19 protein-coding genes are annotated in these 23,660 nt (G+C 73.5%); 10 read left to right on the top strand and 9 right to left on the bottom strand.

Annotated features, from left to right (window positions below; all coding sequences use genetic code 11):
* The first annotated feature begins 5 nt into the window (after positions 1 to 5).
* Together GA0070617_RS20225 and GA0070617_RS20220 are read left to right on the top strand one after the other, a co-directional pair.
* Positions 6 to 2,621, top strand: a complete 2,616-nt coding sequence (locus GA0070617_RS20225) for an FtsK/SpoIIIE domain-containing protein (protein ID WP_091440962.1) — start codon at positions 6 to 8, stop codon at positions 2,619 to 2,621.
* A 31-nt stretch (positions 2,622 to 2,652) separates the two neighbouring features.
* Positions 2,653 to 3,555, top strand: coding sequence for a hypothetical protein (locus GA0070617_RS20220; RefSeq protein ID WP_091440959.1), 903 nt, complete (start codon positions 2,653 to 2,655; stop codon positions 3,553 to 3,555).
* A 41-nt stretch (positions 3,556 to 3,596) separates the two neighbouring features.
* Here GA0070617_RS20220 and GA0070617_RS20215 read toward each other — a convergent pair whose 3' ends face one another.
* Positions 3,597 to 4,562: an FAD-dependent oxidoreductase gene (locus GA0070617_RS20215; RefSeq protein ID WP_091440956.1), complete on the bottom strand. Its 966-nt coding sequence runs from the start codon at positions 4,560 to 4,562 to the stop codon at positions 3,597 to 3,599.
* A gap of 116 nt (positions 4,563 to 4,678) precedes the next feature.
* A complete protein-coding gene (locus GA0070617_RS20210) occupies positions 4,679 to 5,356 on the bottom strand; it encodes a hypothetical protein (protein WP_091440953.1) in 678 nt (225 codons plus the stop codon).
* A gap of 337 nt (positions 5,357 to 5,693) precedes the next feature.
* Between GA0070617_RS20210 and GA0070617_RS20205 the strand changes: the two genes are divergently transcribed.
* A complete protein-coding gene (locus GA0070617_RS20205) occupies positions 5,694 to 6,536 on the top strand; it encodes a TerC family protein (RefSeq protein WP_091446783.1) in 843 nt (280 codons plus the stop codon).
* Positions 6,537 to 6,623: 87 nt separating this feature from the next.
* On the opposite strand, the gene GA0070617_RS20200 is transcribed toward GA0070617_RS20205, so the two are convergent.
* Positions 6,624 to 7,055, bottom strand: a complete 432-nt coding sequence (locus tag GA0070617_RS20200; RefSeq protein WP_091440950.1) for a nitroreductase family deazaflavin-dependent oxidoreductase — start codon at positions 7,053 to 7,055, stop codon at positions 6,624 to 6,626.
* 166 nt (positions 7,056 to 7,221) lie between these two features.
* Here GA0070617_RS20200 and GA0070617_RS20195 point away from each other — a divergent pair, with 166 nt between their 5' ends.
* Both GA0070617_RS20195 and GA0070617_RS30705 read left to right on the top strand, forming a co-directional pair.
* Positions 7,222 to 8,172, top strand: coding sequence for an aminoglycoside phosphotransferase/kinase family protein (locus GA0070617_RS20195; RefSeq protein WP_091440946.1), 951 nt, complete (start codon positions 7,222 to 7,224; stop codon positions 8,170 to 8,172).
* A 109-nt stretch (positions 8,173 to 8,281) separates the two neighbouring features.
* A complete protein-coding gene (locus GA0070617_RS30705) occupies positions 8,282 to 8,467 on the top strand; it encodes a hypothetical protein (protein ID WP_175440600.1) in 186 nt (61 codons plus the stop codon).
* Between the two features lie 313 nt (positions 8,468 to 8,780).
* Here GA0070617_RS30705 and GA0070617_RS32070 read toward each other — a convergent pair whose 3' ends face one another.
* From GA0070617_RS32070 to GA0070617_RS20175, 3 genes are all read right to left on the bottom strand, one after another.
* Positions 8,781 to 9,794: an SEC-C domain-containing protein gene (locus GA0070617_RS32070; RefSeq protein ID WP_139135722.1), complete on the bottom strand. Its 1,014-nt coding sequence runs from the start codon at positions 9,792 to 9,794 to the stop codon at positions 8,781 to 8,783.
* A complete protein-coding gene (locus tag GA0070617_RS20180; protein ID WP_091440934.1) occupies positions 9,794 to 10,513 on the bottom strand; it encodes a pentapeptide repeat-containing protein in 720 nt (239 codons plus the stop codon). The genes GA0070617_RS32070 and GA0070617_RS20180 overlap by 1 nt, the downstream gene beginning before the upstream one ends.
* 162 nt (positions 10,514 to 10,675) lie before the next feature.
* The gene (locus tag GA0070617_RS20175) at positions 10,676 to 11,533 is read right to left on the bottom strand and encodes an aldo/keto reductase (RefSeq protein ID WP_091440931.1); all 858 of its coding nucleotides are present in this window, start codon (positions 11,531 to 11,533) and stop codon (positions 10,676 to 10,678) included.
* Positions 11,534 to 11,860: 327 nt separating this feature from the next.
* Between GA0070617_RS20175 and pyk the strand changes: the two genes are divergently transcribed.
* Together pyk and GA0070617_RS20165 are read left to right on the top strand one after the other, a co-directional pair.
* Positions 11,861 to 13,309, top strand: coding sequence for a pyruvate kinase (gene pyk / locus GA0070617_RS20170; protein WP_091440928.1), 1,449 nt, complete (start codon positions 11,861 to 11,863; stop codon positions 13,307 to 13,309).
* Complete coding sequence (locus GA0070617_RS20165; RefSeq protein ID WP_175440599.1) at positions 13,306 to 14,190, top strand: acyl-CoA thioesterase; 885 nt, start codon at positions 13,306 to 13,308, stop codon at positions 14,188 to 14,190. The genes pyk and GA0070617_RS20165 overlap by 4 nt, the downstream gene beginning before the upstream one ends.
* 126 nt (positions 14,191 to 14,316) lie before the next feature.
* On the opposite strand, the gene GA0070617_RS20160 is transcribed toward GA0070617_RS20165, so the two are convergent.
* Complete coding sequence (locus tag GA0070617_RS20160) at positions 14,317 to 16,131, bottom strand: vWA domain-containing protein (protein WP_091446779.1); 1,815 nt, start codon at positions 16,129 to 16,131, stop codon at positions 14,317 to 14,319.
* 24 nt (positions 16,132 to 16,155) lie between these two features.
* Complete coding sequence (locus tag GA0070617_RS20155) at positions 16,156 to 17,694, bottom strand: serine/threonine protein kinase (protein ID WP_175440598.1); 1,539 nt, start codon at positions 17,692 to 17,694, stop codon at positions 16,156 to 16,158.
* 204 nt (positions 17,695 to 17,898) lie between these two features.
* Between GA0070617_RS20155 and GA0070617_RS20150 the strand changes: the two genes are divergently transcribed.
* Together GA0070617_RS20150 and GA0070617_RS20145 are read left to right on the top strand one after the other, a co-directional pair.
* A complete protein-coding gene (locus tag GA0070617_RS20150) occupies positions 17,899 to 18,360 on the top strand; it encodes an RrF2 family transcriptional regulator (protein WP_091440920.1) in 462 nt (153 codons plus the stop codon).
* 228 nt (positions 18,361 to 18,588) lie between these two features.
* Positions 18,589 to 19,509 (top strand): sulfite exporter TauE/SafE family protein, encoded by a 921-nt coding sequence (locus GA0070617_RS20145; RefSeq protein ID WP_091440917.1) that lies wholly within the window; start codon positions 18,589 to 18,591, stop codon positions 19,507 to 19,509.
* A 60-nt stretch (positions 19,510 to 19,569) separates the two neighbouring features.
* Here the strand turns inward: GA0070617_RS20145 and GA0070617_RS20140 are convergent, their stop codons facing one another.
* Positions 19,570 to 21,012 (bottom strand): pyridoxal-dependent decarboxylase, encoded by a 1,443-nt coding sequence (locus tag GA0070617_RS20140; protein ID WP_229688205.1) that lies wholly within the window; start codon positions 21,010 to 21,012, stop codon positions 19,570 to 19,572.
* A 211-nt stretch (positions 21,013 to 21,223) separates the two neighbouring features.
* On the opposite strand from GA0070617_RS20140, the gene GA0070617_RS20135 reads away from it, so the two are divergent.
* A complete protein-coding gene (locus tag GA0070617_RS20135) occupies positions 21,224 to 23,509 on the top strand; it encodes a rhamnogalacturonan lyase family protein (protein ID WP_280519233.1) in 2,286 nt (761 codons plus the stop codon).
* Positions 23,510 to 23,660: the final 151 nt, after the last annotated feature.

Genomic DNA, 23,660 nt, shown 5'->3' with positions numbered 1-23,660 from the left:
AGTGGGTGGGCAGGCTCGCTTCGGCGTACGGGCAGGCGATCACGGCCCACCGGCAGGCCCGGCAGCGGTTGGCCGCCGCCCGCCGGATGCTCGCCGACCAGCCACCTGTGGCCGGCGACGGCAGCGCCGACCTGGTGGCCCGGCTGGCCCGGCTCGGTGCCGCGCTGGGCACCCCGTCGCCCGGGCAGACCCCGCTGGGCACCAGCTTCGCCCCGGTACGCGTCGGCGCCGCGCAGACCCCCGACGGCGAGTTCCCGGCGCTGGCGCCGCTGGGCGGTGGCCATCACCTGACGGTGGACGTCGACGCCCGCGACGCCCGGGTCGGCGCGCTGCTGCGGGCGGTGGTGCTGCGCCTGCTGGCCACCGCCCCGCCCGGCTCGGTGCGGGTGTGGGGGATCGACACCGCCGCCCTGGGCGCGACCTTCGCCCCACTGCGTCCCCTGGTCGACGCCGGGGTGCTGGCCGCACCGGCGATCACCGAGGCGGAGGTGGCCGCCGGCCTGGACGCGGCCGAACGGCACGCCCGCGACGCCCGGCACGCCGAGCCCGGCCGGGCGGAGCTGCTGCTGGTGGTCGCCGCGTCGACGTTGCCGCCGCGGGAGTTCGCCCGGCTGGCCGCGCTCACCCACGCCGGCCCGGCCGCCTCGGTCTGCGTCCTGGTGGCCGGCCATCCCCGGCAGGCCCCCGGTGAGCCGCCACCGCCGCTGGGCAGCACCACCTGGCTGCGGCTCGACGAACGCTGGGCGTACCTGGGCGATCCGCCGGGCCGGCCGTACAGCGTGGACGGTACGGGGTTGGCCGCCCCGGTACGCCTCGACGGCGATCCGCCGGCCGCCTCGGTGCACGCCCTGGCCGAGCACCTCGCGGCGGCCACCCGTCGGCAGGGCGCGCTGACCTTCACCGATCTGCTGCCGCCGCGCCGGTGGGCCGAGTCCGCCGGCCCCGGGTTGCGTACCGTCATCGGCCGGGCCGGCCGGGAGCAGGCCACCGTCGGTTTCGACGACACCACCCCGCACTGGCTGGTCGGCGGGCGGACCGGGGCGGGCAAGACGGTCTTCCTGATCGACGTCCTCTACGGTCTCGCCGCCCGCTACCCGCCCGCCGAGTTGCAGCTCTACCTGCTCGACTTCAAGGAGGGCGTCAGCTTCACCGACTTCGTGCCGACCGGCCGGGACCCGTCCTGGCTGCCGCACGCCCGCGCGGTCGGCATCGAGAGCGATCGGGAGTACGGCGTGGCCGTGCTCCGGGAGCTGCGCCGGGAGTTGAACCGGCGGGCCGCCGCGCTGAAACGCCACGGCGTCACCAAGCTCGCCGACCTGCCCCGCGACAACCCGGTACCCCGGATCGTGGCGGTGATCGACGAGTTCCACGTGCTGCTGGCCGGCAACGACGCGGTGGCCCGCGAGTCGGTGGACCTGCTGGAGGAGTTGGCCCGCAAGGGCCGCTCGTACGGCGTACACCTGGTGTTGGCCAGCCAGAGCACCGGTGGCATCGAGGCCCTCTACGGCCGGGCCGAGGCGATCTTCGGGCAGTTCCCGTTGCGGGTGGCGCTGCCCGGCGGTTCCGGGGTGCTGGCGGCGACGAACGACGCCGCCGGGGCGTTGCCGATCGGCTCGGCGGTGCTCAACACCGCCGCCGGTGAGGTCGGCGCGGACACCGTGGTCCGGTTCCCCGACGCGCACGCCGACGCCGCCGCGCTGGCCACCCTGCGCCACGAGCTGTGGCAGGACCGCCCGGCGGGCTCGCGGCCACCCGCGGTCTTCCGGGGGTACGAGGCGGCGCACGTCGAGGACGATCCCACCTTCGCCGGGTTGCGCCCGGGTGGCCGGCGGCCGCTGGCCCTGGTCGGCCGGACCGTCGACGTCGACGGGACCACCGCCCTGTTCACCATGGACGCCACCCCCGGCCGGCACCTGGCCGTGGTGGGTACCGCGGTGACCGGCGCGGACGTGCTTCGCGCGGCGACGCTGAGCCTGGCCCGGCAGCACACCCCCGGCAGCGCGCGGTTCCTGGTCGTCCCGCTGGTGGCCGCCGCCGACGAGGCGGCCGACGAGACGATCGCGGAGCTGACCGCCGCCGGACACCTCGTCGAGCAGCTCGACGCCGCCGGGCTGCGCGAACGGATCAGCAGCCTCACCGAGCCACCCGCGGATGCGTCCGCTCCGCCCGCCGGACCGTCCGCACCGCCGGATGCGTCCGCCGGTCCACCAGCGGAGGTCGCCGCCAGCGCGGTAAGGCGGACGTACCTGGTGGTGTTCGGGGTGGACGCCGCCGGCGGGGCGCTGGGCCGCAGCGACCCGGGCAGCTTCCGCAGCGGCTACGACGACCTGCGCACCCTGTTGCGCCAGGCCCCCGGCCACGGGGTGCATCTGCTGGGCTGGTGGCGGGGCCTGCGTCGGCTCTCCGAGGACATCGGCGGTACGCAGAACCGCGACGACGTGGCCTGCCTGGTCGCGCTGAACGTGCCGGGCGGCGAACTCGGCCTCTACCTCGGCATGCACCAGCTGAGCTACACCCCCCGACCGGGTCGGGCGTTGCTGGTGGACCGGCACGACCAGCGGATCCGGCTGATCGTGCCGTTCCTGCGTCCCGGGCACGAGCTGGACGAGGAGGGGCAGTGAACGGGTCCTACGGGCGTGGTGAGGTAGCGGCGTGAGCAGCTTCGACGACTACGTGGCGCTGGCCCGGGAGCTGTCCGAGCGCCGCCGGGCCGGGCAGCGGGACGCCGCCGCCGACACCGAACGCCGCCGTGGCCTGCACGCCGCCGCCGACCAGCTCGACCACCGGCTCGCCGGCCAGGCGCAACGCCTGGAGCAGCTCGGCCGCACGATCGACGTCCCGCCACCCCCGTACCCGCCGGCCGACGCCGTGCCACCAGCTGCCGGACCGGCACCGGCCGGCACCGCGGCGGCGGGTGGACCGGCAGCGGGCGGTTGGCCGGACCAGGCCGGCGCAGCGGCACCCGCCGGGAGCGCGGGGTACGCCGGTGCCGGACCGGTGCCGGTGGCTGGCGGCGGCGCAGCCGCCCTGCCAGGGCGGTCGGGGGTCGGGGCGTACCCGGATCGGCAGGCGGGGCCGACGGCGGGTGGGCTGCCGGCGACGGTGGACCCGGCGGTGCCGGCGCAGCGGGCGGCGGCGGCCGAGCCGGGCGCGGAGCTGGAGCTGGCGCGGCGGCTCGCCGACGACGCCGACCGGTACGGCCAACAGGCCGAGACGCTGGCCCACCAGCCGGCGTTGCTGCCCGGCTGGTCGCCGCTGGCGCGGGCGCTGGCCGTCTACACCGCCTGCGCGTCGGTCGGGGTGCTGGTCATGCTGATGCTGGTGGTCGCCTCCGGCGTCGGCCTGGTCGACGGCTTCACCCTGGGCGCGTGGATGTGCGCGGGGCTACCCGCGTTGTCGTTCTTCGCCGGGTACCTGATCCTCGGCCAGTGGGGGAGCCCGGCGCTGCACGCCGGTACCGGCAGCCGGTACGTCCACTTCGGCTTCCTGATCTGCTTCGTGCTGGTGCCGGTCGCCTACTGCGCCTACCTGGTGCTGGTCCGTACCCTGCGCTGAGTGGTGCCGGGTCCGCACCCTGCGGTGGTCGGCGGGCCGGGTCAGGCGGCCAGCCGGGCGACCTCGTCGGCGACGCCCCAGGCCAGGGTCACTCCGGCGCCGCCGTGGCCGTAGGCGTGCACCAGCCGCTGACCGGGCACCCCGGTCGAGGTCGACTCCACCCGGGGGCCACCGTGCCGGGCCGGCCGCAACCCGATCCGCTCGCCGAGCACCCGCGCCGAGGCCAGCTCCGGCACCAGCTCCACACAGCGGCGACGGATCGCGGCGGCGGTCTCCGGCTCGGCGTCCAGGTCCGCGCGGCCGGGCTGGTAGGTGCCGCCGAGCACCACGTCGTGCCGGCGCGGATGCACGTAGGTGATGCCGCGCGGGTCGTCCTCGTCGCGTACCGAGGTGGTCAGGCCGGGGTTGGCCACCAGCACGATGTGCCCGCGCACCGGGTACACCGCCGGGTCCGCCGCCAGCCGGCCGGCGGCCAGCCCGGTCGCGTTGACCACCGTCGCCACGCCGGCCGAGGTGGCCGGGTCCACGAAGGCGTCGGCCAGCCGGGCGACCCGGTGCCGCAACACCCGGCCGCCGGCGGCGGAGATCCGCTCCCGCAACCACCCGAGGTACGGCGACATCTCCACCGTCGGCGCGGTGAACCGCAACTGCGCCCGGTACGGCGGTGCCGCCGGCCGCACCACCAGGTCGCCGGTCGCCTCGGCCCACCACGGCAGCTCGACCGGCCCGTGGCGCAGCAACATCCGGGTGGGCCGGAGCACCACCCCGGGTACGCCCTCGGCGGCCTGGCGGGTCAACGTCGCGTAGGTCCGACGTGCCCAGTCCAGCACCCGGGGATCCGGGTCGGTGTGGGTCGGGTACCAGACGGCCGCGGCGACCGTGGAGACGGTCCGCTCCGGGTCGTCGGCGGCCAGCACGGTCACCCGGGCACCCCGCTCCTGCAGCCGTACGGCGGCGGTCAGCCCGATGATCCCGCCCCCGACCACCACCACATCGATCGGTCCCATCCACCCGGCCTTCCCCTGTGGTCCGCCGCAGTCCTGGACATTCTCCGTCCGTGAGGTCCGGTCAGGACGGTAAGTGTCCACGATCCACATGGGAGGGGAAGCCGGCTCGTTCCGGGTCAGTCGGGCCCGGTGTCGTGCTCCTGGCCGGGCTCGGACAGACAACCCAGCCAGAGCCGGTACGCCTCGGGCGCGCTGTGGGCGGCCTGGCGGGCCAGCCGGTACTCGCTCATCGCCCGCTCGGCGTTGCCGTGTTCGGCGGCGAGGCGGGCCAGGTCGAAGTGGCTGCCGACGAAGGCCGCCAACCGCCTGAGATGCTCGGCGGCGACGAGCCGGGCACCGGTCTCCGCCTCCGTGGTCGTGCCGGTGGCCCCACCCGTGGTGCCGTTGGCGGATCCGCCGGTGGCCCCGGTGGCGTTGCCACCCGTGGTCCCGTTGGCGGTTCCACCGGTGGCCGCGCCGGTGGCCGCCCCGGACAGCGGGGGCAGGTCCGTGGCGGTCAGGGTGGGAATCTCGTCGTCGACCGTGCCGACCTCGGCCGGTGCGCCGTGCCGGATCGCGCCCAGCCCGACCAGGGCGGTCAGGTCGTTGGTGAGGTGGTTGTTCAGGGTGGCGGCCAGCCGGTCGGTGGTGATCCGGACCTGCTCGTGGTCGGACTCGGTGAGCTGTGCGTCGAGGCGGAACGCCAGGTCGGCGAGGCTGTCGGAGACATCACGCAGGCTGTCGACGAGGAAGGTGATCTCGTCGTCGAGCCGTTCCAGTGCGGCGTCGGTCGGGCTGGGGTCGCTGTCTGGCATGGGCTCCCTCGGGTCTGTCCGGACCGCCGCTGTCGAGTGCTGATCCACACCCCCCATGGATCACGGTCGAAGGCTAGCCGATCCGACTATCTGTCGGATACCCGATACCGCACCGGTCGGCAAAACTGAACGACCGCTCATAATCTGCCGCGACCGCCGGCTGCCGGGCGAGCATCGGGTGGGTGCCGTGCGGGTTCGGGTCCGTATCCCCGGTTGGGGGCGGTGTCGGCGGGGTACCAACGGCGGCGCTCGATCCGCCGTGTGCGTGACACCGCGTGCGAAGATCGGCCCGACGGTCGGTGGTCGACCGGCGGTGACCTGGAAAGACGAGGCTGAGATGGAGTTTCTGGCCAGTCCAGAGCTGTGGATCGCGTTCGCGACCCTGCTCTTGCTGGAGATCGTGCTGGGCATCGACAACGTCGTGTTCATCTCGATCCTGGCCGGGCGGCTGCCCGAACATCAGCAGGCCAGGGCGCGCACGATCGGGCTGTCGCTCGCCCTGATCACCCGCCTGCTGCTGTTGGCCTCACTGTCCTGGGTGATCGGACTGACCGCGCCGTTGTTCACGGTCCTCGGTCAGGAGATCTCCGGGCGTGACCTGATTCTGCTGCTGGGCGGGGCGTTCCTGCTCGGCAAGGCGACCTACGAGATCCACGAACACCTGGAGGGCTCCGACCACGGCGGCGCGGGCAAGAAGGCCGCCTCGTTCGGGTCGGTGATCGTGCAGATCCTCATCCTCGACGTGGTCTTCTCCCTGGACTCGGTGATCACCGCGGTGGGCATGGTCGACGAACTGTTCATCATGGTGGCGGCGGTGGTGATCGCGATGGTCATCATGCTCGTCTCGGTCGGCGTGATCAGCGACTTCGTCAACAAGCACCCGACGGTCAAGATGCTGGCCTTGTCGTTCCTGCTGCTCATCGGCGGCAGCCTGATCGCCGAAGGGCTCGACCAGCACATTCCCAAGGGCTACGTGTACGGCCCGATCGCGTTCTCGATCTTCGTCGAGTTCCTCAACCTGCGGGCCAAGTCCCGGCGCAAGCGCCAGGAGGCGACGCCGGTGCACCTGCACCCCACCTACGTCAAGGACGGTCAGCAGCGCGCCGGGGCGTCGACCGGGGCCGGGGCGTCGACCGGGCCGGCAACCGAGGCGTCGACGGAGGCCGAGCCGGTCAAGTGAGCCGACGGTGCCGCGCCGCACGCATCCCCTCGGGTACGTGCGGCGCGGCACCACCGGATCTGCGGGCCGCGCCGCACCGGCCGGCGGTCAACCGCGTTCGACGACGACGACCGGGATCTCCCGGTCGGTCTCCCGCTGGTACGTGGCGTACTGCGGAAAGACCCCCACCATCAGCTCCCACAGTCGCGGGCGCTCCGCGGCGGAGGCGGTGCGGGCCCGCCCGGTGAACCGCTCCGCTCCGATCTGGACACCCACCTCCGGATGCGCGTCGAGGTTCAGGTACCAGTGCGGGTGCCTGGCGGCGCCGCCGTTGGAGGCCACCAGCAGCACCCGGTCGCCGTCGCGGCCGTAGATCAGCGCCGTGCGGCGCAGCTTGCCCGAGGTACGCCCCCGGGTGGTGAGCAGCAACGAGTCGTACCCGTGGAACGTGGCGCCGTCCGCGCCGTCGGTGGCCAGGTACCGCCGGACGTGCTCGGCGACCCACCCGGTCGGACTCTCCTCGATCACTTCTTCGGTCAACGCGCCTGCTCCTTCCCCGATTCTCGGCAGCCTAGGCGCTCAGCCACCCGGCCGTGGGCCCCGCCGGGTAGGCCCGTCGGGTGGACCGGGCCGGGCGAGCCGGGTCGGGTCGGTCCCGTCGGGAAACCCGGTTGCGTCGGACGTCGCGGTCCGCGACGCTCGCTCGATGAGTGTGATCATGACGCCGGAACAGCTGGCCGACCGTACCGCCCGCGCGGTCGACGCGGCGGTGCGCGCCGGGCGTACGCTCGGGCTCACCGTGACCGAGCCGAGGGTGCTGCACGACGTGTTCTCCGTCGTCGTCCACCTCGCTCCCGCGCCGGTCGTGGCCCGGGTGCTCACGGTGCTGCCGCACTACGCGGACCTGGCCGGCCAGGCCCGCCGGCAGCGCGCGGAGCTGGACCTGGCCCGGTGGCTCGCCGACCGGGGCACCCCGGTCATCCCGCCCAGCCCGCTCGTGCCCGCCGAGCCGGTCCAGTGCGACGGCCTGTCCATGACGTTCTGGCAGTTCGTCGCCGAGGACGCCGACCGGGAGCCCGACTACGTGGCCAACGCCGGTCGCGTCCCCGAACTGCACGCCGCGATGCGCGACTACCCGGGCGAACTGTCGTACCTGTCCGCTGCCGAGCCGAGGTTCATCGACGACGGCCTCGTCCGGCTGGCGGACCACCCCGACCTCATCGACCCGGCCGACCTGGACCGGGCGCGGCGGGAGTGGCAGATCCTCGGGCCGGTGGTTCGTGACCGCGCGACCTTCGCGCGCACCTTCCCGGGGATCGAACTCCAGCCCGTGCACGGCGACTGTCCGGCGGTGAACATCTTCCCCGGCGTCGACGGCGACCGGTACGCCGACTTCGAGATGGTCACGCTCGGGCCGGTCGAGTGGGACCTGGCCGGCGTCGGCCCCGACGGCGCGGCGGCCTACGACCGCGAGGCGCAACGTCGGGGCATGCGTCGGCTCGACCGGGACGTCCTGCGTTTCGTCGACGCCGTCGGGATGCTGCGGTTCGTGGCCGCCCTCGCCCTCGCGCCACAGCTGCCCCTGTTGGCCGAGGCCGCCCGGACCCTCCCCGAACAGTGGCGGCCGATGCCGTTCGCCGGCGGCCTCACCGGCTGAGGGGGCGTGCCGACCCGCTGGCCGTCCGCCTCAGCACCGTAGCCCGACCCGTTTCGATGGGGCGGTATGGGGCGGTTTGGTGCGGCGGCCAGTCGGGAACATGCAGCGTATGTCTATCTTGAGCAGGTTTCTGAAGCGGCGCAGGAGGAAGATCGAAGAGCAGCGCAACAGGGCTGTCGCCAGGGCGATGGCCAGTGGTGCCACCCCGCAGGAGGCCGCCGTCGCCGGCGACCGAGCCGCGAGCGGTATCAGCACCCACACCCGCCTCACGATGATGAACTCGATAAACAATTGATCGGTACGCGCGCCGGCCGGGACGGCTCCGTCCCGGCCGGCGCCATGCGAACCGGCTCCGTCCCGGCCGGCGCCATGCGAACCGGCTCCGTCCCGGCCGGCGCCATGCGAACCGGCTCCGTCCCGGCCGTCGCCATGCGGACCGACTCCGTCCCGGCCGTCCGGGCCTACGGCGGTACCACCGTCACCGACCAGGCGCAGACCGTCACCGGCTGACCCGCGCCGGTGGGCGGGGCTGTACACCCGCCCCGCCCACCGGTGCCCGGTGAGCGGGGTGCCCCGCTATACCGAAAGCGTTAACAAGGGGCCCTTCCTTACCGGGAGCGGGGGAGGCAGCACTTCTTGTACTTGCTGCCCGAGCCGCACCAGCAGGGCTCGTTGCGGCCGGGCGGCCAGGACACCGCGTCGGCCTGGTCGGCCAACCCGTCGGCGTAGTCGTCCAGGGTGTCCTCGTCGGCCGGGTCCCGGTCCCCGGCGGTGACGAACCCGGCGTACGCCTCGGCCGAGCCGGGGACCAGGGCGAGGCCGGGTACGCCCTCGCCGGCCAGCGCCACCAGCTCCCGTTCGACCCCGGTACGGTGCTCGTCCCAGGTCCCGCCGAGCTGGTCGGCCAACTGGGGCCAGCGCAGCAGTAGGCCGTTGAACTCGTTCCGGGGCCAGTACAGCAGCCCGCTGGTCTCGGCGGCGGCCCGGTCGGCGGCCTGCTCGGCGGCGACGTCCAGCCGGTCGGCCAACTCGTCGAGGTCGTCGTGTCCGAGGTCCAGCTCGTGGCGGAGCCGGTGCCGCTGCCGGAGCAGCCCGAACAGCATCGCCGCCACCTGCTCCTGCTCGTCGCCGGTCAGGGTGTCGCCGCCGGGTTCCCGGGTGCGCGTGAGCAGCGTCCGGACCGCCTCGGTGAGCCACCGCTCGGCCAGGTCGGCCCGCCCGATCTCCTCCAGGACCTCGGTGACGTGGGTGGCGCCCGGCTCGGACTCCAGCAGCGGGCGCAGCTCGGTCAGCTCGGCCAGGGCCTCGTCCTCGCGACCGGTCAGGTGCAGTAGCCGGGCCCGGTCCGCGCGGGAGTCCAGCTCCGACTCGCCGGACGCCCGGTCCTCCACGATGCCCCGCTCGATCAACGCCAGGGCCCGGTCCAGGTCTTTCAGGTCCTCCTCGGCGATCCCGGCGGCCAGCGACAGGGCGTACCCACGGTCGCGTTCGTCGGCGATCCGGCCCTCGTCGACGGCCCGGACCAGCCGGTCGAGCAGCGCCTGCGGTTCCGCCCGGCCGGGATGCCCGTAGTGGCCGATGTCGTCGAGGTCGTCGGTGGTCAACACGTCGGGGGAAGTCATCAGCGCGTCCGTGGGAGTCGGCCGGAAGGGGACCACGCCAGCCTAACCAGCCCGACCGGGCCGACCCGCGTGACACGTCGGGCGGACCCGCGTCGGCGCAGGGGTGCCCGGCCGAACCTGGCCCGGCCGAAGTTCGCCGGCCCGTCGAAGCTGGCCCGCTCGAAGTTCGCCGGCCCGTCGAAGCTGGCCCGCTCGAAGTGGGCGTCGCGGCCGAACACCGCCCAGCGGAACAGGGCCAGGTCGGCGAAGCCGACCAGGCGGAAACCGGCGTACCCGAAGAACTCGACGTGGTCCATGGCCAGCGCCCGGCCGAAGCGGGGGCGTTCGGTGGCGTCGTGCTCGGCGGTGTCGGCCTGGGACTCCTGCTGGCGTCCGGTGGCCTCGGCGACCGCCTCGGCGTGCGTCTGCACCCGGTCGCGGTGGGCCCGGTCGTGCGCGGCCACCGTCTCCTGGTGCCGCTGGGCGCCCTCGGTGAGCCACTGCCGGCGCGCGGCCAGCAGGAACGCCATCCCGCCGCCGGTGCCGACGACCACGGTCAGGCCGGTACGGATCGCGTCGATGCGCAGCCCGGCCCGGGTGTCCGGTGCGGCGGCCCGGTCCGCCTCGGCCAGCAGCAGGTCCAGCACCAGCCAGCCGGCCCCGAGCGCCACCAGCAACCCGACCAGCGCCAGCCACCACGGCATCACCCGCAGTTCGTCGGTACGCCCCGTGCGCTCCACACCGGACAGGACGCCACCCGCCCACCCGGGTCGACGGGCCCCAGTCGAGCCGGCCGACCCGCTCCGCCGGATGGGGCGGCCGATCCGCCCTGCCCAGCCGGTCGGTGGTGAGAAGGGTGCCCCGCTAGACAGGATGCGTTAACAAGGGGCCCTTCCTTACCGTCAGGTGGCTTTGGCCAGGGCTTCGTACTCGTCGTCGGTGAGCTGCACCTCGGCGGCGGCCACGTTCTCCTCCAGGTGCGCCACCGAGGAGGTGCCCGGGATGGGGAGCATGACCGGCGAGCGGCGCAGCAGCCAGGCCAGCGCGAGCTGGGCGGGCGTCGCGCCGTGGGCGGTGGAGATGGCGTCCAGCGGCCCGCCCGGCTTGGCCAGGTTGCCGGTGGCGATCGGGAACCACGGGATGAACGCCAGGTCGTTGCCTTCGCAGTGCTCCAGGACCTCCTCGGCGGAGCGGTCGGCCAGGTTGTACAGGTTCTGTACCGACACGATCGGGGCGATCCGCCGGGCCGCCACGATCTGCTCCACGGTCACCTCGGAGAGGCCGATGTGCCGGATCTTGCCCTCCTGCCGCAGCAGCTCCAGCTCGCCGAGCTGGTCCTCCAACGGCACCTTGGCGTCGACCCGGTGCAGCTGGTACAGCCCGATGCTGTCCAGGCCGAGGTGGCGCAGGCTCAGCTCGCACTGCTGGCGCAGGTACTCCGGGCGGCCCACCGGGCGCCAGTCACCCGGGCCGGAGCGGGTCAGCCCGGCCTTGGTCGCGATCACCAGGTCGTCGGCGTACGGGTGCAGCGCCTCTTTGATCAACATCTCGGAGACGAACGGCCCGTACGAGTCGGCGGTGTCGATGAACGTCACCCCCAGTTCGTACGCCCGGCGCAGCACCCGGACCGCTTCCGCCGGGTCGCGCGGGTCGCCCCAGACCCCTGGGCCGGTGAGCTGCATGGCGCCGTAGCCGAGCCGGTCGACGGTCAGGTCGCCGCCGATCCGGTAGCTTCCGGCGGCCTTCGCGGGCTGTGCCATCAGGGGTACCTCGTTCCTCTACGTCACGTGACCAACGGGTCTTGATTCCCCCGACTGGGCCCTCGTCAACGTCCCACTACCCGATCGTGGCCGACGACACCCACCGGGCGGGCGGAATCCACCGTCGCCGCGGTGCCCGGCCGACCGGCCGTCCGCCGGGCGAGTACGCTCTGCGTCGCGGTCGCCGATGCCCGCGTCCGAGGCCCCCCGCGTGACACCGGACGACCACGAGTCCGTCGACCGGTCCTGGTACCCCGGGGTTGGACCGATGTTTCCGTTTCCGAAAGGGGCCGGCCGGTGGGTCGACCCGGGGGAGAGACTAGCCTGATGGGCGTGACACGCCGCGCGAAGATTGTCTGCACTCTTGGTCCCGCCACCTCGTCGCCGGAGCGGATCCGGGGACTGGTCGAGGCCGGGATGAACGTGGCCCGGCTGAACTTCAGCCACGGCAGCCACGACGACCACGAGTCGGTGTACCGACTGGTCCGCGAGGCGGCCGAGGCCGCCGGCGTGCCGGTGGCGGTCCTGGCCGACCTGCAGGGGCCCAAGATCCGGCTCGGCCGGTTCGCCGACGGCCCGCACGAGTGGCGCACCGGTGACTCCGTGGTGATCACCGGCGACGACGTCGTGGGCAGCCGGGACCGGGTCTCCTGCACCTACCGGAAGCTGCCGCAGGAGGTCAGGGCCGGTGACCGGCTGCTGATCGACGACGGCCGGGTGGCCGTCGAGGTCACCGAGGTCACCGGCAACGACATCCGGGTCCTGGTCACCGAGGGTGGCCCGGTCTCCAACAACAAGGGCGTCTCGCTGCCCAACGTGGCGGTCAGCGTCCCGGCCCTGTCGGAGAAGGACGCCGACGACCTGCGCTTCGCCCTCAACCTGGGCGCCGACATGATCGCCCTGTCCTTCGTCCGCTCGGCCGAGGACATCAAGCTGGTGCACAGCATCATGGCCGAGGTCGGGGTGTACCGGCCGGTGCTGGCCAAGGTCGAGAAGCCCGAGGCGGTGGACCACCTGGAGGCCATCGTGCTGGCCTTCGACGGGGTGATGGTGGCCCGGGGCGACCTGGGCGTGGAGATGCCGCTGGACGAGGTCCCGCTGGTGCAGAAGCGCGCCGTGCAGCTCTGCCGGGAGAACGCCAAGCCGGTCATCGTGGCCACCCAGATGCTCGACTCCATGATCGAGAACTCGCGGCCCACCCGGGCCGAGGCCTCCGACGTGGCCAACGCCGTGCTCGACGGCGCGGACGCGGTGATGCTCTCCGGCGAGACCAGCGTCGGCAAGTACCCGGTGCTCACGGTGAGCACCATGGCCAAGATCATCACCACCACCGAGGCCGGCTCGATCGGCGTGCCCCGGCTGCAGCACGACCCGCGTACCCACGGTGGCGCGCTCACCGTCGCCGCCTCCTCGATCGCCCGGGCCATCGGCGCCAAGGCGCTGGTCGCCTTCTCGCAGACCGGTGACACCGTCCGGCGGCTCAGCCGGCTGCACTGCGACCTGCCGCTGCTGGCCTTCACGCCGGTCTCGGAGGTGCGCAGCCAGCTCGCCCTCTCCTGGGGCGTGGAGACCTTCCTGATGCCGTTCGTCCAGCACACCGACGACATGTTCCGCCAGGTCGACGAGTTGCTGCTCGGCCTCGGCCGGGCCAATCCCGGTGACTACGTGGTGATCGTCGCGGGCAGCCCGCCGGACAGCCCGGGCTCCACCAACACGCTGCGCGTACACCAGCTCGGCTCGTTGGTCGACGCGGACTCGGCGCGGGCGTTGCGGTGACCGGCGGCGGCGTGGCGGTCGGTCAGGCCGCGGTCGACCAGCTCCTGGAGCTGCTCGACCTCGCCGCCGTCGGCAGGATGGCCTTCCGCGGCGTCAGCCCGCCGGTCGGCCCACTACGCGTGTACGGCGGCCAGGTGGCCGGCCAGGCCCTGGTGGCGGCCGGCCGCACGGTCGAGGCGGAACGGTCCGTGCACTCGCTGCACGGCTACTTCGTCCGCCCCGGCGACCCGGCGGAGCCGATCGACTACCAGGTCGAGAACGTCCGCGACGGCAGGTCGTTCTCGGTCCGCCGGTCGGTGGCGCTGCAACACGACAAGCCGATCTTCTTCATGTCGGCGTCGTTCCAACGTGCCGAGGAGGGTCTGGACCACCAGGCCCCCACCCCGCCGGACGTGCCGGGGCCGGACGAGGTCCCGACCATGGCCGAGCGGCTCTCCCGCTACCCGGAGCGGCTCGGCATCTGGGGGCAGATCCCCCGCCCGATCGACGTGCGCTACGTCGGCGAGCCCGGCTGGGTACGCCCCGGTGACCGGCCCGCCGAGCCGCACCAGCGGGTCTGGATGCGCGTCGACGGCAAGCTGCCCGACGACCCGCTGCTGCACGCCTGCCTGCTTACCTACGCCTCCGACCTGACCCTGCTGGACTCGGTGCTGTCGGTGCACGGCGAGGTGTGGGGGCCCGGTGGCGTGGTCGGCGCCAGCCTCGACCACGCGCTCTGGTTCCACCGGTCCTTCCGGGCCGACGACTGGTTCCTCTACGACAGCGCCAGCCCGTCGGCCTCCGGGGCGCGGGGCCTGGCCACCGGCCGGATGTTCACCGCCACCGGCCGGCACATCGCCACCGCCGTCCAGGAAGGACTGCTGCGCCGCGTCGGCGAGTGACCCGCCGGTCGGCGAGTGCGGTCCGGGTGGAAGAAGGTCGCTGCTTCCGGGAAACAGTGCGGTCCGGGTGGAGGAAGGCCGCTGTTTGCCCGAAACAGTGCGGGCGGGGTGGGGTAGCGGGCCCGGTCAGAAGCTGCTGACGAGTTTGACGAAGGCGTCGTCGATGGTGGTGGGGTCGGTGGCGTCGAAGGCCTTGCCGGCTGACGCCTTGGCGATCCGGTCCAGACTGGCGAAGTCGGACTGCTGGTCGAAGGCGATGCAGAAGACCTTGACCGGGCGCTGCGGGTCCAGCGCGATGTCGGCGAGCAGCCGGTCGAGATCCTGGTCCTTCGGGTACTCGTTCTTGCCGTCGGTGAGGATCACCACCGCGTTGATCCGGTTCGGGTCGTAGCGTTGCGTCAGGTGGCGGTGCGCCGCCCGGACCGTCGCGTACAGCGCGGTGTTGCCCTCGACCCGTAGCCCGGAGAGCCGGTCGGTGAAGCGGTCCCGGTCGAACGGCGCCAGCTTGAGTTCCTCGCTGTAGGGCCGGGTCGGCCGGTGCGGCCGGGTCTCCGACGAGAACGACCAGAGCGCCACCTGGTCGGCGGAGTTGAGCAGGCCGATGCCCCGGCCGGCGGCACCGGTCGCCACCTGGAAGCGGGTCCGGGAACCGACCTTGGCCTCCATCGACCCGGAGGTGTCCACCGCGAACAGGATGTTCGCCTTCTTGCGCAGGGTGGCCCAGCCGTCGAGGATCGCGTCGACCACCTCCGGCTCCGGTGGGTCGAAGTAGGTGAGCGGGGCGGCGTCGCCGGCCGAGACCGCGGCGACCAGCGCGTCGGAGGGGCGCCGTTCGTGGTCGCGGAAGCCCAGCTCGGCGAAGCTGCGCTGCTGCGGGGCATCCTGGAGGTACGCCAGGAAGTCCGCGGCGGCCGCCGCCTGGGGCGCCTCGGCCGAGGGCAGCACCACGTACGGGTGGTCGAGGTTGAAGGTCCCCTCCTTCGGGTGGATCGCCACCAGCGGCATCCGGGGCCGCTGGCCGGGGGTCGGGCCGAGCTGCCCCTCGTTGTAGAGGTAGACCAGCTCCTCCTGCAACACGACCGCGCTCATGTCGGTCACCGGCGCCCCGGCGGCCGGACCATCGGCAGTCGGACCACCGGCGGTCGGGCTCGGGTCGGCGGCGGCCCGGTCGGCCTCGGCGAGATCGCGCAGCAGGTCCACCGAGTCGTCGCTGTAGTGCGAGACGTTGGCCTCGATCCGGCGGACGAACTGGGTGACCGCCGGCTTGGCCAGGTCGGCCACCGTCAGATCGCTGGCCCGGTTCACCGCCGCGTAGTAGGTCGCGATGGTGGCCGCCAGGCCGGAGGTGGAGAGGTTCGGGTTGTCCTTGCCGAAGGTGAAGCTCCCCCACTCGGGCCGTCCGTACGCCGCCCAGCCGGTGTCGCCGGAGAGGCCGAGCAGCTCCGCCCAGCCCAGCTGGCCGCGTTGCCGCACCAGCTCGGCGCGGTCCTGCGGCATGGCGACGACAAGCGGGCTGTTGGCGATCGACGGGTACCGGCCCGGGGTCTGCGGGGTCCGCCCGGCCGTGGTGTCCAGGACCCGCAACCGGGCCGTCCAGAGACTCGACGTCGGCAGCCACACCTGCGGTGCCGGCAGCTGCGGCTGCCGGGCGGCCCAGCCGCCGGCCAGCGCCTCCATCGCCGCGCCCGAGTTCAGCCCGTGCACGCTCACCTGGGCGCACCGGCCGTCGAACCGACGGTCACTGTCGTTGTACCGGGCGGCGAGCCGACCGAGCAGCTCGCTCTTCTCCGTCGAGGAGCTGACCTGCAGGACCACGCAGTCGCGCCGGTCCGGGCCGGTCGCCGGCCCGACGACCAGGTACGCGGCGACGATCACGGCGAGGCCGGCGACGACGGACACCAGGTACGGCAACCACTGCCGGGCGGGTCGACCGGTGGTCATCGCGTCCTCCACTGTGGTCGGGGCTCAGGCGTCCGGGCGGGCGCCCGGTCCACCGTGCTGACTGTGGCCGGTGCCGGCCCGCGTCGCAGCACCGTCGGTTCCGTCGGTCCCGGCGGTCGCGCCCGGTGTGCCGGTCGCGCCCGGGACGGCCGAACTCGGGGCGGTGGTTCCGTTCGGGGCGGTGGTTCCGTTCGGGGCGGTGGTTCCGTTCGGGGTGACGGCTCCGTTCGGGGTGACGGCTCCGTTCGGGGCGGCGGCGACCAGGAGACGCACACCGTAGACCACGACGAAGGTCAGCGCGCCGACGGCGGCGGCGACGCCCACCATGGTGGACGCGACGTAGCCGACGGCCACCCCGACCGAGCCGAAGAAGATCGCGAGCGAGATCCCCCAGGCGTCGCCGACCTCCCGACGCAACCGCCCCGGCCAGCCCACCGCGGGCCCCGACCCGCCCCGGTACGGCGGCGCGGGCCGCAGCCCTCCGCCCGCCGCGGGTGGTAACCCGTGGCCCGTCGCGGGCTGCGTTCGTGGGCCCGGTGCGGGTGGAAATCCTTGGCCGGTCGCGGGCTGCGTCCCTTGGCCGGTCGCGGGCTGCGTCCCTTGGCCCGTCGTGGGCGGTGGTCCTTCGTCCGGTGCCGGTTGCTGGTGGGTGGCCGGCATGTCGTACGGGCGGGTGGAACCCTGTTGGCGCGGGACCGCCTGGGTGGCCGCCGCGTCGGTGCCGGCGCGCAGCACGGACCGGATCGGCAGCGCCGCGCCGGGGTGGGCGGCGTGCCCCAGCAGTCGCAGCAGGACCTGGTCGGCGCTCGGCCGGCGCTGGTGCTCCTTGTCCAGGCACTCCTGAATCAGCTCGGTCAACGCGGCGGAGAGCCCGGCCAGCTCTGGTGGATCGTGCAACACCCGGTGCATCACCACCGGCAGCGGGCCGGTGCCGAACGGCGGCCGTCCCGCCGCCGCGAAGGCGATGGTCGCCGCCCAGGCGAAGACGTCGCTGGCCGGTCCGACCTCGGTGTCGCGGAACCGTTCCGGTGCCATGTACGGGGTGGTGCCCATGATCCGGTTGGTGAGCGTCTCGGTGACGTCCAGGGCCCGGGCGATGCCGAAGTCGATCACCCGCGGGCCGTCCGCGCCGAGGACCACGTTGTCGGGCTTCAGGTCACAGTGCACGATGTCGGACCGATGGATCGCGGTGAGCGCGGTGGCGGTACCCACGGCCAGCCGGTGCAGCGCGTTGCCGGTGATCGGGCCGTGTTCCCGGACGTGCCGTTGCAGGGTGGGGCCCTCGATGAACTCGCTCACCACGTACGGCAGTTCGCCGTCGACGTCGGCGAAGAGGATCTGCGCGGTGCAGAACGGCGCCACCCGCCGGGCAGCGTTGATCTCCTTGGCGAACTGCGCCTTGGCCCGCGGGTTCTGGTGCAGGTCCACGTTGATCATTTTGACGGCGACCAGCCGGCCGTCCTGGTCCCGGCCGAGGTAGACCACCCCCTGACCGCCCGCGCCGAGCCGACCGAGCAGCTCGTAGGGGCCGGTCCGCTGCGGATCGCGTGAACTCAGCGGCATCACATCCGGCATTGGTGTCGCTGCCCCTATCGCCCCGGCTCCGCGCGCGGAAGCGCGCCCTATATGTCCGCGCGCGGAGGCGCGCCGAATATGTCTGCGCGCGGACGCGCTTCACGTCGCCGGGCGGCGTCGAACCGACGACAAGGGGTATCGTGCCACGGCCCCGCCAGCGACCGCGCCTGCCTGACGGCTAACCTTGCCGACATGCGCCTCTCCGCCCGGGTCGACTACGCCCTCCGTGCCGCCGCCGAGCTGGCCGCGGTCCCCGAGGGTGGGCGCTCCCGGCCGGTCACCGCCGAGCAGATCGCCCGAGCCCAGGAGATTCCGCCGAAATTCCTGGAGAGCATCCTGTTGCAGCTGCGCCGGGGTGGGATCGTGCACGCCCAGCGTGGCCCCGAGGGCGGCTACTGGCTGGCCCGACCGGCGGCCGAGATCTCCCTCGCCGAGGTGATCCGGGTGATCGACGGCCCGCTGGCACACGTGCGCGGCCAGCGGCCCGAGCAGCTGGGCTACCTCGGGGCGGCGCGGGCTCTGCAGGAGGTGTGGATCGCCCTGCGGGCCAGCGAACGGCAGATCCTGGAGCTGGTCTCGATCGCCGACGTCGCCGCCGGCAAGCTCCCGGAACGCATCAACGAGCTGGTCGCCGACCCTGACGCCTGGGTCTGACCGCCTCGAGCCGACCCGCCTGGGGCGAGGTCTGACCCGTCTGCGGCGAGGTCTGACCCGTCTGCGGCGAGGTCCGACCCGCCTGCGGCGAGGTCCGACCCGCCTGCGGCGAGGTCCGACCCGCCTGCGGCGGGGTGTCCCATCCACCGGTCGGGGGATTGACCCGGGCGCTCCTCTGCCGCATTGTCGACCAAGTCGGTAGGACATGCGGAAAAGCTGGGGGCGTTCATGCGTAAGCTGCTGGTCCTCACCCTGGTCGGGCTCGCCGCGCAGCTGGTCGACGGTGCCCTCGGCATGGGGTACGGCCTGACCTCGACCACCCTGCTGCTGGTCGCCGGGGTGGCCCCCGCCGCCGCGTCGGCCTCGGTGCACCTGGCCGAGATCGGCACCACGCTGGCCTCCGGGGTGGCCCACTGGCGCTTCGGCAACGTCGACTGGCGGGTGGTCGGCCGGATCGCGGTGCCCGGCGCGGTCGGCGCGTTCGCCGGCGCCACCGTGCTGAGCTGGCTCTCCACCGAGACCGCCGCACCCTGGATGGCCGCGATCCTGTTCACCCTCGGCGTCTACCTGCTGGTGCGCTTCGCCCGCCGGCTGCCCGCCACCCGTACCGTCGGGCGGTTGCGCAGCCGGTTCCTCGGCCCGCTCGGGCTGGTCGCCGGTTTCGTCGACGCCACCGGCGGCGGTGGCTGGGGACCGGTCGCCACGCCGGCGCTGCTGGTCTCCGGGCGGATGGAGCCGCGCAAGGTGATCGGCTCGGTGGACACCTCCGAGTTCGTGGTCTCCGTCGCGGCCAGCCTCGGGTTCCTCATCGGTCTCGGCGGGGCGGGCTTCGTGCTGCCCATGGTGCTGGCCCTGCTGATCGGCGGGCTGATCGCGGCGCCGATCGCCGCCTGGCTGGTGCGCGTCGTCCCGGCGCAACTGCTCGGCGCGGCGGTCGGTGGCGTGATCGTGCTTACCAACGCCCGGATCCTCATCCAGGTAGGCCCGGTCGGCAGTAGCGCGCAGCCGGTGATCTACGCGCTGCTGGTGGCCGGCTGGGTCACCGCACTGGTGCTCGCGGTCCGCGCCCTGCGCCGGACCCGCCGGGAGGAGGCCGCCGCGGCGGCCACCGCGACCCCCGAGCGGCCCCTGGCCTCCGTCGACAACTGACCGGTCCCCGTCGGGAGCACGCGGGCAGGGCCGGCGTCCGTCGCCGGCTGGCCGGCGGGCTCACCCCGGTCGGTCGGCGAGCAGGTCGGTCGCGGTCGTCGCGAGCAGCTGCCACACCTGGTCCACGTGTGCCGAGGTGGTCTGCGGGGAGCCGACCGCCAGCCGCAGGGCGTACCGGCCGGCGACCCGGGTGTGGGTCAGGTACGTCCGGCCGGTGGCGTTGACCCGGGCCAGCAGCTCGGCGCTCGCCCCGTCCCCGGCGACCAGCCGGAAACAGACAAGCGCGAACGGGTGCGGGGCGACCACCTCGAAGCGGTCGTCGGCGCGTACCCGGGTGGCGAACCGGTCGGCCAGCGCCACCCCGGAGCGGACGTGCGCCCGCAGGCCCGCCGCGCCGTACCAGCGCAGCACGAACCAGAGCTTCAACGCCCGCAACCGGCGGCCCAGCGGCACCTGCCAGTCCCGGTAGTCGATCACCGCACCCGACTCGGAGGCCGCGTTGCGCAGGTACTCCGGCAGCACCGTGAGCGCCTCGACCAACTCGGCGGCGTCGGCCACCCAGAACGCGTCACAGTCGAAGCCGGTCAGCAGCCACTTGTGCGGATCGAAACAGTACGAGTCGGCGTACCGCAGGCCGGTGTGGGTCCAGCGCAGCTCCGGGCAGACCGCGGCGGCACCGGCGTACGCGGCGTCCACGTGCAACCAGACGCCGTACTCCGCGCAGATCGCGCCGATCTCGGGCAGCGGGTCGACGGCGGTGGTGGAGGTGGTCCCGACGGTGGCCACCACGATTGCCGGCACGATCCCGTCGGCCAGGTCGTCGGCGATCGCCGCGCGTAACGCCCGCGGGCACATCGCCTGGGTGTCCGGATCCACCTCGACCGGCCGGAGCCCGTCGGTGCCGAGTCCGGTGATCCGGGCGGCCTTCTCGATCGAGGAGTGCCCCTGCGTGGAGGCGTACACCCGGTAGCGGCGGTCGACGCCCGCGGTCCGCCAGCGACCCCCGCTCGCCCGGTGCAGCGCGACGAGGGTGGCCACCAGGGTCGCCGAGGAGGCCGAGTCCTGGATGACCCCACCGCCGGACGAGGTCGACCGGAACCGTTCGGGCAGGTCCATCAGCTCGGCCAGCCAGTCCAGCAGCACCGTCTCCAACTCGGTGCCGGCCGGGCCGGTCGCCCAGAGCATGCCCTGCACTCCCAGACCGGAGCTGACCAGGTCGCCGAGGACGCTCGGCCCGCTGGTGTTGGCCGGGAAGTACCCGAAGAAGGCGGGATGCTGCCAGTGGGTGAGTTGGGGTGCGATCAGGTCGTCCAGGTCGGCCAGGACCGCGGCCACCGGCTCACCGTGCTCCGGCGGCCCGGCCGGCAGGGACGCCGTCACCGTACCCGGCGGGTCCGTGGTGGTCACCGGGCGTTGCCCGAGGGTGGCCCAGTAGTCGGCGATCCAGTCCACGACGGCGTACCCGGCCCGGCGGAACTCCTCGGGGTCCATGTGCTCAGCCATCCGACGAGTCGAGCAGCTGCCCCGGCGAAGATCAAGCGGTCAGCCGGTTGTGCTCCGGGAAAGCGGTGTCCTAGCATCCGGGTGCGCGGGATAGAACTACGGATGTCGATGGATGTCCGCCACCGTCGTCAGCGCGGCGACCCACCACCGGCCCGGGCAGCCGGTGGCGGCTCCGACGCCGCGCGCCCTACCTCCAGTGGAGGCAGTCCCCGTGCCAACCAAACACCTACGCCGCCGTACCCCGGCCCGTACCCGGGCGGTTCTCGCCGCCGTCGCGGCGGTCGGCACCCTCGCCGCCGGCACCCTGCCGACGGTCGCCGCCGCCGACGCCGCCGGCTGTCGGGTCGACTACCGGATCACCAACCAGTGGACCGGCGGCTTCGGCGCCGACGTCACCGTCACCAACCTCGGCGACCCGATCGACGGCTGGACCCTCACCTGGTCGTTCGCCGCCGGCCAGCAGGTCGTCCAGGCCTGGAACGCCACCGTCACCTCCACCGGCGCGCAGGTCACCGCCCGCGACGCCGGCTACAACGCCGTGCTCGGCACCGGCGGCACGGCCAGCTTCGGCTTCAACGGCTCATGGACCGCCAGCAACCCGGTGCCGACGAGTTTCGCGCTCAACGGCACCACCTGCACCGGCGCCACCCCGCCACCGACCAGCCCACCAACGCCGACCATCGGGCCACCGACCATGCCACCCACCACGCCACCGCCCACCACCGGGCCACCGACCAACCCGCCGGCCGGGGCCAAGCAACTGGAGAACCTCGACCGGGGACTGGTGAGCGTCCGCTCCGGCAACGGCAACCTGGTCAGCTGGCGGCTGCTCGGCACCGAGACCACCGGGGTGTCCTTCAACCTGTACCGCGGCGCCACCCGGGTCAACGCCACCCCGATCACCGGGGCCACCAACCACCTCGACACCGGGGCCGCCGCCGGCTCGACGTACACCGTGCGGGCCGTGGTCGGCGGCGTCGAACAGGCCGCCTCCGCCCCCGCCCTGCAGTTCGGCGCCGGCTACCTCGACGTGCCGCTGCAGATTCCCCCCGGCGGCACCACCGGCAGCGGAGAGGCGTACACGTACACCGCCAACGATGCCAGCGTCGGCGACCTCGACGGCGACGGCCGGTACGAGATCGTGCTCAAGTGGGAACCGAGCAACGCCAAGGACAACTCGCAGTCCGGCTACACCGGCAACGTCCACGTCGACGCGTACACCCTCACCGGCACCCGGCTGTGGCGGGTCGACCTCGGCCGCAACATCCGCGCCGGGGCGCACTACACCCAGTTCCAGGTGTACGACTACGACGGCGACGGGCGCGCCGAGGTGGCCATGAAGACCGCCGACGGCACCCGCTCCGGCACCGGCCAGGTCATCGGCAACGCCAACGCCGACCACCGCAACTCCAGCGGCTACGTCCTCGCCGGCCCCGAGTACCTCACCATGTTCGACGGCCGTACCGGCGCCGTCCTCTCCACCGTCACCTACGACCCGCCACGCGGCACCGTCTCCTCCTGGGGCGACAACTACGGCAACCGGGTCGACCGGTTCCTCGCCGGCACCGCCTACCTCGACGGCCAACGCCCCTCGCTGATCATGGCCCGGGGCTACTACACCCGCGCGGTCGTCGCCGCCTGGGACTTCCGCAACGGCACCCTGACCAAGCGGTGGACCTTCGACTCCAACGCCGCCGGCAACTCCGCCGCCGCCGGCCAGGGCAACCACCAGCTTTCCGTCGCCGACGTCGACGCCGACGGCCGGCAGGAGATCGTGTACGGCGCCGCCACCATCGACGACAACGGCCGACTGCTGCACTCCACCGGCAACGGCCACGGCGACGCCATGCACGTGGGCGACCTCGACCCCACCCGCGCCGGCCTGGAGGTCTTCAAGGTCGACGAGGACGCCAGCAAACCCAGCTCCTACTTCGCCGACGCCCGTACCGGCCAGCTCCTCTGGTCCACCCCCGCCTCGGGAGACAACGGCCGGGGCGTCTCCGCCGACATCTGGGCCGGCAGCCCCGGCGCCGAATCCTGGTCCGCCGCGGTGAGCTACCTGGCCAACACCCGGGGACAGAACGTCGGCCGCAAACCCTCCTCGACGAACTTCCTCGCCTGGTGGGACGGCGACCCGGTCCGGGAACTGCTCGACGGCACCCGAATCGACAAGTACGGCACCGGCGGCGACACCCGACTGCTCACCGGCAGTGGGGTCACCGCCAACAACGGCACCAAGTCCACCCCGGCGCTCTCCGCCGACCTCCTCGGCGACTGGCGGGAGGAGGTGATCTGGCGCACCACCGACAACCGGGCGCTGCGCATCTACAGCACCCCGACGCCGACCAGCACCCGGATCCACACCCTGATGCACGACCCGCAGTACCGGGTCGCCATCGCCTGGCAGAACACCGCCTACAACCAGCCGCCGCACCCGAGCTTCTTCATCGGTGACGGGATGGCGCCTCCGCCGACCCCCGCGATCTACCTACGCTGAGCCCACCGCGCACCCGACTTGGAAAAGAGGGTGGTGCAGTCCCGGGTCCGCCGCAACCAGCGGACCCGGGACAGGCACCGGGGAAGCGTGAACCCGCACAACCCGCCCCGGTGCCCCACACCGCAGCACCCCCGACCCGTCCCGACCGGGA

This window comes from Micromonospora yangpuensis (assembly GCF_900091615.1).
Classification (GTDB): Bacteria; Actinomycetota; Actinomycetes; order Mycobacteriales; family Micromonosporaceae; genus Micromonospora; species Micromonospora yangpuensis.
This window is presented reverse-complemented; position numbering and strand designations above follow the sequence as displayed.

What these genes read in the sequence shown, in the direction of transcription:
- GA0070617_RS20215 (WP_091440956.1), bottom strand. Translation starts at nt 4,562, where the DNA reads ATGGGACCGATCGATGTGGTGGTGGTCGGGGGCGGGATCATCGGGCTG.
- GA0070617_RS20210 (WP_091440953.1), bottom strand. Translation starts at nt 5,356, where the DNA reads ATGCCAGACAGCGACCCCAGCCCGACCGACGCCGCACTGGAACGGCTC.
- GA0070617_RS20205 (WP_091446783.1), top strand. Translation starts at nt 5,694, where the DNA reads ATGGAGTTTCTGGCCAGTCCAGAGCTGTGGATCGCGTTCGCGACCCTG.
- GA0070617_RS20195 (WP_091440946.1), top strand. Translation starts at nt 7,222, where the DNA reads ATGAGTGTGATCATGACGCCGGAACAGCTGGCCGACCGTACCGCCCGC.
- GA0070617_RS30705 (WP_175440600.1), top strand. Translation starts at nt 8,282, where the DNA reads ATGTCTATCTTGAGCAGGTTTCTGAAGCGGCGCAGGAGGAAGATCGAA.
- GA0070617_RS32070 (WP_139135722.1), bottom strand. Translation starts at nt 9,794, where the DNA reads ATGACTTCCCCCGACGTGTTGACCACCGACGACCTCGACGACATCGGC.
- GA0070617_RS20175 (WP_091440931.1), bottom strand. Translation starts at nt 11,533, where the DNA reads ATGGCACAGCCCGCGAAGGCCGCCGGAAGCTACCGGATCGGCGGCGAC.
- pyk (WP_091440928.1), top strand. Translation starts at nt 11,861, where the DNA reads ATGGGCGTGACACGCCGCGCGAAGATTGTCTGCACTCTTGGTCCCGCC.
- GA0070617_RS20160 (WP_091446779.1), bottom strand. Translation starts at nt 16,131, where the DNA reads ATGACCACCGGTCGACCCGCCCGGCAGTGGTTGCCGTACCTGGTGTCC.
- GA0070617_RS20155 (WP_175440598.1), bottom strand. Translation starts at nt 17,694, where the DNA reads ATGCCGCTGAGTTCACGCGATCCGCAGCGGACCGGCCCCTACGAGCTG.
- GA0070617_RS20150 (WP_091440920.1), top strand. Translation starts at nt 17,899, where the DNA reads ATGCGCCTCTCCGCCCGGGTCGACTACGCCCTCCGTGCCGCCGCCGAG.
- GA0070617_RS20145 (WP_091440917.1), top strand. Translation starts at nt 18,589, where the DNA reads ATGCGTAAGCTGCTGGTCCTCACCCTGGTCGGGCTCGCCGCGCAGCTG.
- GA0070617_RS20140 (WP_229688205.1), bottom strand. Translation starts at nt 21,012, where the DNA reads ATGGCTGAGCACATGGACCCCGAGGAGTTCCGCCGGGCCGGGTACGCC.